At 75.0% G+C, this 7,059-nt stretch carries 4 protein-coding genes; all 4 read left to right on the forward strand.

Annotation, left to right across the window (positions count from 1 at the left end; translation table 11 throughout):
• Window positions 1-446: 446 nt before the first annotated feature.
• The 4 genes from AB0M03_RS39010 to AB0M03_RS39025 are packed head-to-tail and all read left to right on the forward strand — an operon-like array spanning window position 447 to window position 6,924.
• Complete coding sequence (locus tag AB0M03_RS39010; RefSeq protein WP_363501377.1) at window positions 447-2,144, forward strand: acyclic terpene utilization AtuA family protein; 1,698 nt, start codon at window positions 447-449, stop codon at window positions 2,142-2,144.
• Complete coding sequence (locus tag AB0M03_RS39015; protein WP_363501379.1) at window positions 2,141-3,739, forward strand: carboxyl transferase domain-containing protein; 1,599 nt, start codon at window positions 2,141-2,143, stop codon at window positions 3,737-3,739. Before AB0M03_RS39010 ends, AB0M03_RS39015 begins: the two co-directional genes overlap by 4 nt.
• A gap of 23 nt (window positions 3,740-3,762) precedes the next feature.
• A complete protein-coding gene (locus tag AB0M03_RS39020; RefSeq protein WP_363501382.1) occupies window positions 3,763-5,691 on the forward strand; it encodes a biotin carboxylase N-terminal domain-containing protein in 1,929 nt (642 codons plus the stop codon).
• A 51-nt stretch (window positions 5,692-5,742) separates the two neighbouring features.
• Entirely contained in the window at window positions 5,743-6,924 is a 1,182-nt protein-coding gene (locus AB0M03_RS39025) for an acyl-CoA dehydrogenase (RefSeq protein ID WP_363501385.1), read from the forward strand.
• Window positions 6,925-7,059: the final 135 nt, after the last annotated feature.

Below are 7,059 nucleotides of genomic sequence, written 5' to 3' on the forward strand. Positions count from 1 at the left end.
GTTTCTCACTCAAATTTTTCCCCTTGGGGGGGGGGGCGGTGCGGGGGGTCCCCGGGGGGGGCGGGCCCGCGGCGGGCCCGCGCCCCGCGCCCCCGCCACCAAGTCTTGGCACGGCGAGGCGGAACGGTCCTCCGGACGCGCGCGAGGTTCGCCCGCCCGGGTGGGAATCTCCGTCGGCACTGCGCCATCGGCGGTACTGCGGACTGCCCTTGCGATTACACAGGGTGATGGTCCGTCGGATTCGACTGCGCACCGCCCGCCCCGGGCCCCGGCCCTCACCGGACGAACCGTCTTTCCGAACCGGTACCCGCACCGGCTGTCGAGCCCCCGGGCGGCCCGTGCCCGGATCCTGCCGGCAAGCCTTCGGAGCCAAAACAAGCATGCATGCTTGATTTCTTCGTGGGCCGCTGCCAGGCTGCTGCACCACCAGGGCAGGGGAGGCGGGCATGCTGCGGATCGGCAACGCGTCCGGGTTCTACGGCGACCGGTTCGCCGCGTTCGAGGAGATGCTCACCGGCGGGCCGCTGGATGTGCTGACCGGCGACTACCTCGCCGAGCTCACCATGCTGATCCTCGCCCGCGACCGGCTGAAGGACCCGGACCTCGGCTACGCCAAGACCTTCCTCCGGCAGGCCGAGCAGTGCCTCGCCCTCGCCGCCGAACGCGGCGTCCGACTGGTCGTCAACGCCGGCGGCCTCAACCCTGGCCGGCTCGCCGAGGCCGTCGCCGGCCTCGCCGCCAAGCAGGGCCTGGCGCTGCGCGTCGGCCACGTCCTCGGCGACGACCTGCTGCACCGCGCCGTCGAGTTCGGGCCCCGTCCGGGCCTGCTCGCCGCCAACGCCTACCTGGGTGCGGCCGGCATCGCCGAGTGCCTGCGCGGCGGCGCCGACATCGTCGTCACCGGCCGGGTCACCGACGCAGCCCTCGTCGCCGGGCCCGCCATGGCCCACTTCGGCTGGGGCCCCGACGACCTCGACGCCCTCGCCGGCGCCGTCGTCGCCGGCCACGTCCTCGAGTGCGGCGCCCAGGCCACCGGCGGCAACTACGCCTTCTTCCGGGAGCACCTCGGCCCCGGCACCGACCCCCGCCCCGGCTTCCCGCTCGCCGAGATCCACGCCGACGGCAGCAGCGTCATCACCAAGCACCCCGGCACCGGCGGCGCCGTCACCGTGGAGACCGTCACCGCCCAGCTGCTCTACGAGACCGCAGGCCCCCGCTACGCCGGGCCGGACGTCACGGCCCGCCTGGACACCGTCCGGCTCGCCCGGCAGGGCCCCGACCGGGTGCTCGTCGAGGGCGTCCGCGGCGAGGCCCCGCCGCCCGATCTCAAGGTCGGCCTCAACCGGCTCGGCGGCTTCCGCAACGAGATCGTCTTCGTCCTCACCGGCCTCGACGTCGAGGACAAGGCCGACCTGGTGCGCCGTCAGTTCGAGGGCGCGCTGGAGCGGCGGCCCGCCGAACTGCGCTGGACCCTCGCCCGCACCGACCACCCGGACGCCGACACCGAGGAGACCGCCTCCGCGCTGCTGCGCCTCACCGTCCGCGACCCGGACGAGCGGGCCGTCGGCCGGGCGGTCGGCGCCGCCGCCGTCGAACTCGGCCTGGCCGGCTACCCCGGCTTCCACCTCACCGCGCCGCCCGGCCCCGGCACCCCGTACGGCGTCTTCGAGAGCGCGTACACCGACCAACGCGGCGTCCCGCACACCGCGGTGCTGCCCGACGGCAGCCGCCGGGCCGTCCCGGCACCCGACCGCACCCGGCCGCTCGAACCGCTCCCCGAGCCGCCGCTGCCCGAACCGCTGCCCGCCGGGCCCACCCGCCGCGCCCCGCTCGGCCTGGTCGCCGGCGCGCGCAGCGGCGACAAGGGCGCCGACGCCAACCTCGGCGTCTGGGCCCGCACCGACGACGGCTGGCGCTGGCTCGCTCACACCCTCACCACCGACCTGCTGCGCCGACTCCTGCCGGAGACGGCCGGACTGACGGTGGAACGGCACCTGCTGCCCAACCTGCGCGCCGTCAACTTCACCGTCGCCGGGCTGCTCGGCGAGGGCGTCGCCGCGCAGGCCCGCTTCGACCCGCAGGCCAAGGCGCTGGGGGAGTGGCTGCGCTCCCGGCACCTCGACATCCCGGAGGCCCTCCTGTGACCGTCCTCCCCACCCGCCTCGACCCGGGCGGCGCCGAGCACACCGCCCACCGGGCCGCGATGCTGGAGAAGCTCGCCGCCCTGGACGCCGAGCACGCCAAGGCGCTGGCCGGCGGCGGGCCCCGGTACGTCGAGCGGCACCGCAACCGCGGCAAGCTGCTCGCCCGTGAGCGGATCGAACTCCTCCTCGACCAGGACTCGCCGTTCCTGGAGCTCTCCCCGCTCGCCGCCTGGGGCAGCGACCACCCGGTGGGTGCCGCCCTGGTCACCGGCATCGGGGTGATCGAGGGAACGGTCTGCGTGATCACCGCCAACGACCCGACCGTGCGCGGCGGCGCCAGCAACCCGTGGACGCTGAAGAAGGCGCTGCGGGCCAACGAGGTCGCCCTGCACAACCGGCTGCCGCTGGTGAACCTGGTCGAGTCCGGCGGCGCCGACCTGCCCAGCCAGAAGGAGATCTTCATCCCCGGCGGGGCGCTCTTCCGCGACCTCACCCGGCTCTCCGCCGCCGGCATCCCGACGATCGCGGTGGTCTTCGGCAACTCCACCGCCGGCGGCGCGTACGTGCCCGGCATGTCCGACCACACCGTGCTGGTGCGGGAGCGGGCCAAGGTCTTCCTCGGCGGGCCGCCGCTGGTGAAGATGGCCACCGGCGAGGAGGCCGACGAGGAACGGCTCGGCGGCGCCGACATGCACGCCCGTACCTCCGGCCTCGCCGACCACGTCGCCGAGGACGAGCCGGACGCCTGCCGGATCGCCCGCCGCATCGTCAGGCGCCTGCACTGGCAGCGCCGCGGCCCGCTGCCCGACATCGCCGCCGAGCCGCCCGAGTACGACGAGGAGGAGCTGCTCGGCATCGTCCCCGGCGACCTGAGGGTGCCCTTCGACCCGCGCGAGGTGATCGCCCGGATCGTCGACGGCTCCGACTTCGACGAGTTCAAGCCGCTGTACGGGCCGAGCCTGGCCACCGGCTGGGCCACCCTGCACGGCTACCCCGTCGGCATCCTCGCCAACGCGCAGGGCGTGCTGTTCAGCGCCGAGTCGCAGAAGGCCGCCCAGTTCATCCAGCTCGCCAACCAGCGCGACATCCCGCTGCTCTTCCTGCACAACACCACCGGCTACATGGTCGGCGAGGCCTACGAGCAGGGCGGCATCATCAAGCACGGCGCCATGATGATCAACGCGGTCTCCAACTCCCGCGTCCCGCACCTGTCCGTGCTGATGGGCGCCTCCTACGGCGCCGGGCACTACGGCATGTGCGGGCGGGCCTACGAGCCGCGCTTCCTGTTCGCCTGGCCGAGCGCCAAGTCCGCGGTGATGGGCCCGCAGCAGCTCGCCGGTGTGCTGTCGATCGTCGCCCGGCAGTCCGCCGCCGCCAAGGGCACCCCGTACGACGAGGACGCCGACGCGGCGATCCGCGCCATGGTCGAGCAGCAGATCGAGGCCGAGTCGCTGCCCGCCTTCCTCTCGGGGCGGCTCTACGACGACGGCGTCATCGACCCCCGGGACACCAGGACGGTGCTCGGACTCTGCCTCGCCGCCGTGCACAGCGGCCCCGTCGAGGGCGCCCGCGGCTACGGCGTCTTCCGGATGTAGCTTCTCGTGGAGGAACGACCCAAGTGATCACCTCTCTGCTGGTCGCCAACCGCGGCGAGATCGCCCGGCGGATCTTCCGCACCTGCCGCGACCTCGGCATCGCCACCGTCGCCGTGCACTCCGACCCGGACGCCGGCGCCCCGCACGTCCGGGAGGCCGACACCGCCGTCCGGCTGCCCGGCGCCGCCCCCGCCGACACCTACCTGCGCGCCGACCTGCTGATCGCCGCCGCCCGCGCCGCCGGAGCCGACGCCGTCCACCCCGGCTACGGCTTCCTCTCCGAGAACGCCGACTTCGCGCAGGCCGTCCTCGACGCCGGCCTCACCTGGATCGGGCCGCCGCCCGCCGCCATCGCCGCCATGGGCTCCAAGACCGGCGCCAAACGGCTGATGGCCGGGGCCGGCGTGCCCGTCCTCACCGTCGGCGAGGAGCCCACCGAGGCCGACCTGCCGCTGCTCGTCAAGGCCGCGGCCGGCGGCGGCGGACGCGGCATGCGGATCGTCCGAGACCTCGCCGAACTGCCCGCCGCCCTGGCCGCCGCCCGCGCCGAGGCCCTCGCCGCCTTCGGCTCCGACGAGGTCTTCTGCGAGCCGTACCTGCCCACCGGGCGGCACGTCGAGGTCCAGCTGATGGCCGACACCCACGGCACCGTGTGGGCCGTCGGCGACCGCGACTGCTCCCTGCAGCGCCGCCACCAGAAAGTGATCGAGGAAGCCCCCGCCCCCGGCCTCACCGCACGGCAGCGCACCGAACTCCACCGCGCCGCCGTCGACGCCGCCCGGGCCATCGGCTACGTCGGCGCCGGCACCGCCGAATTCCTGCTCGCCCCCGACGGCCGGCTCGCCTTCCTGGAGATGAACACCCGCCTCCAGGTCGAACACCCCGTCACCGAATGCGTCACCGGCCTCGACCTGGTCGCCCTGCAGATCGCCGTCGCCGAGGGCGAAGCCCTGCCCGCCGAACCGCCCGCCACCACCGGCCACGCCATCGAGGCCCGGCTCTACGCCGAGGACCCGGCCCGCGACTGGCAGCCGCAGACCGGCACCCTGCACCGCCTCGAACTCGCCCACCCGCACGCCGAGTTCACCACCACCGCGGCCCCCGCCGGGCTGCGCCTGGACTCCGGCGTCGACGACGGCTCCACCGTCACCGTCCACTACGACGCCATGCTCGCCAAGGCCGTCGCCTGGGCACCCACCCGGGCCGCCGCCGCCCGACGGCTCGCCGACGCCCTCGCCCGCGCCCGCATCCACGGCCCCGCCACCAACCGCGAACTGCTCGTCCGCGCCCTGCGCCACCCCGCCTTCCTGGACGCCCGGCTGCACACCGGCTTCCTCACCGAGCACGCCGCCGACCTCACCGCCCCCGACGGCAAGGACACCCCGCTCGCCGCCCTCGCCGCCGCGCTGGCCGACGCCGCCGCCCGGCGCACCGCGCTGCCCTCCGGCTGGCGCAACCTGCCCTCCCAGCCGCAGGTCAAGCGCTACCGCGCCGCCGACGGCGGCGAATGGGAGGTCCGCTACCGGATCGGCCGGACCGGCCTGGACGCCGAGGGCCACCCCGGCACCCGGCTGGTCGAATCCGCACCCGGCCTCGTCCTCCTGGAGACCGGCACCCTGCGGCAGACCTTCCGCGTCGCCGCCCACGGCACCGCCGTCTGGATCGACGGACCGCACGGCGCCACCGCCCTCACCGCCCTCGACCGCTTCCCCGACCCGGCGCAGCGCACCGACCCCGGCGCCCTGCTCGCCCCCATGCCCGGCACCGTCGTCCGCACCGCCGCCGCCCCCGGCGACACCGTCACCGCCGGACAGCCGCTGCTCTGGCTGGAGGCCATGAAGATGGAGCACCAGGTCACCGCCCCCGCCGACGGGCTGCTCACCGAACTCCGCGTCGCCCCCGGCCAGCAGGTCGAGCCCGGGGCCGTCCTCGCCGTCGTCCAGCCCGCCTGAGCCCCGCACACCCCGTACGGCACCCACCCCCACCGCCCGGAAGGACGCCGCATGTCCGCACCGCGCACCACCGCAGGCACCCTCGTCGAGACCCCCGAGCAGCAGGCCCTGCGCCGGGCCGTCGCCGACCTCGCCGCCCGCTTCGGCCCCGCCTGGTTCCAGGCCAAGGCCCGCGCCGGCGAGTACGCCGACGAACTGTGGGCCGAGGCCGGCAAGCTCGGCTACCTCGGCGTCAACCTGCCTGCCGAGTACGGCGGCGGGGGAGCCGGCATCACCGAACTCGCCATCGTCCTCGAAGAGCTCGGCGCGGGCGGCTGCCCGCTGCTGATGCTCGTCGTCTCGCCCGCCATCTGCGGCACCGTCATCGCCCGCTACGGCACCGAGGAGCAGCGCCGCCGCTGGCTGCCCGGCCTGGCCGACGGCACCCGCCGGATGGCCTTCGGCATCACCGAACCGGACGCCGGCTCCAACTCCCACCGGATCTCCACCGTCGCCCGCCGCGACGGCGACGACTGGCTGCTCACCGGCCGCAAGGTCTTCATCTCCGGCATCGACCACGCCGACGCCGTGCTCTTCGTCGCCCGCAGCGAGGACGCCCGCACCGGACGGCTGCGGCCCTCGCTCTTCGTCGTCCCCCGCGACACGCCGGGCTTCGAGTACCGGGCCATCCCGATGGAGCTGGTCGCCGCCGAGAAGCAGTTCCAGGTCTTCCTGGACGACGTCCGGCTGCCCGCCGACGCCCTGGTCGGCGACGAGGACGCCGGGCTGCTGCAGCTCTTCGCCGGCCTCAACCCCGAACGGATCATGACCGCGGCGTTCTCGATCGGGGCCGCCCGCCGCGCCCTAGACACCGCCGTCGACTACGCCCGCACCCGCACCGTCTGGGACACCCCGATCGGCGCCCACCAGGGCATCGCCCACCCGCTGGCCCAGTGCGCCATCGAGGTCGAACTCGCCCGGCTGATGACCCAGAAGGCAGCCCACCTGTACGACGCCGGCGACGACCTCGCCGCCGGCGAAGCCGCCAACATGGCCAAGTACGCGGCCGGCGAGGCCGCCTGCCGGGCCGTCGACCAGGCCGTCCAGACCCTCGGCGGCAACGGCCTCACCCAGGAGTACGGCCTCGCCGCCCTCCTCACCGTCACCCGCGTCGGCCGGGTAGCCCCCGTCAGCCGCGAGATGGTCCTCAACTACGTCGCCCAACACACCCTCGGCCTCCCGCGCTCGTACTAGCGGTTGCTGCTTCAGGGACGCGGGAAACCACTCAGGGGCGCGTGGGGGGGGCCCACCCGCCCCCAGCCCGGGGGTGGCCCCCCCCGCCCCCCTCGGGAATTGACCCCGGGGTAAAACACGAACCAAAACCGCAAC

This window comes from Kitasatospora sp. NPDC051914 (assembly GCF_040680995.1).
In the GTDB taxonomy this organism is placed as follows: Bacteria; Actinomycetota; Actinomycetes; order Streptomycetales; family Streptomycetaceae; genus Kitasatospora.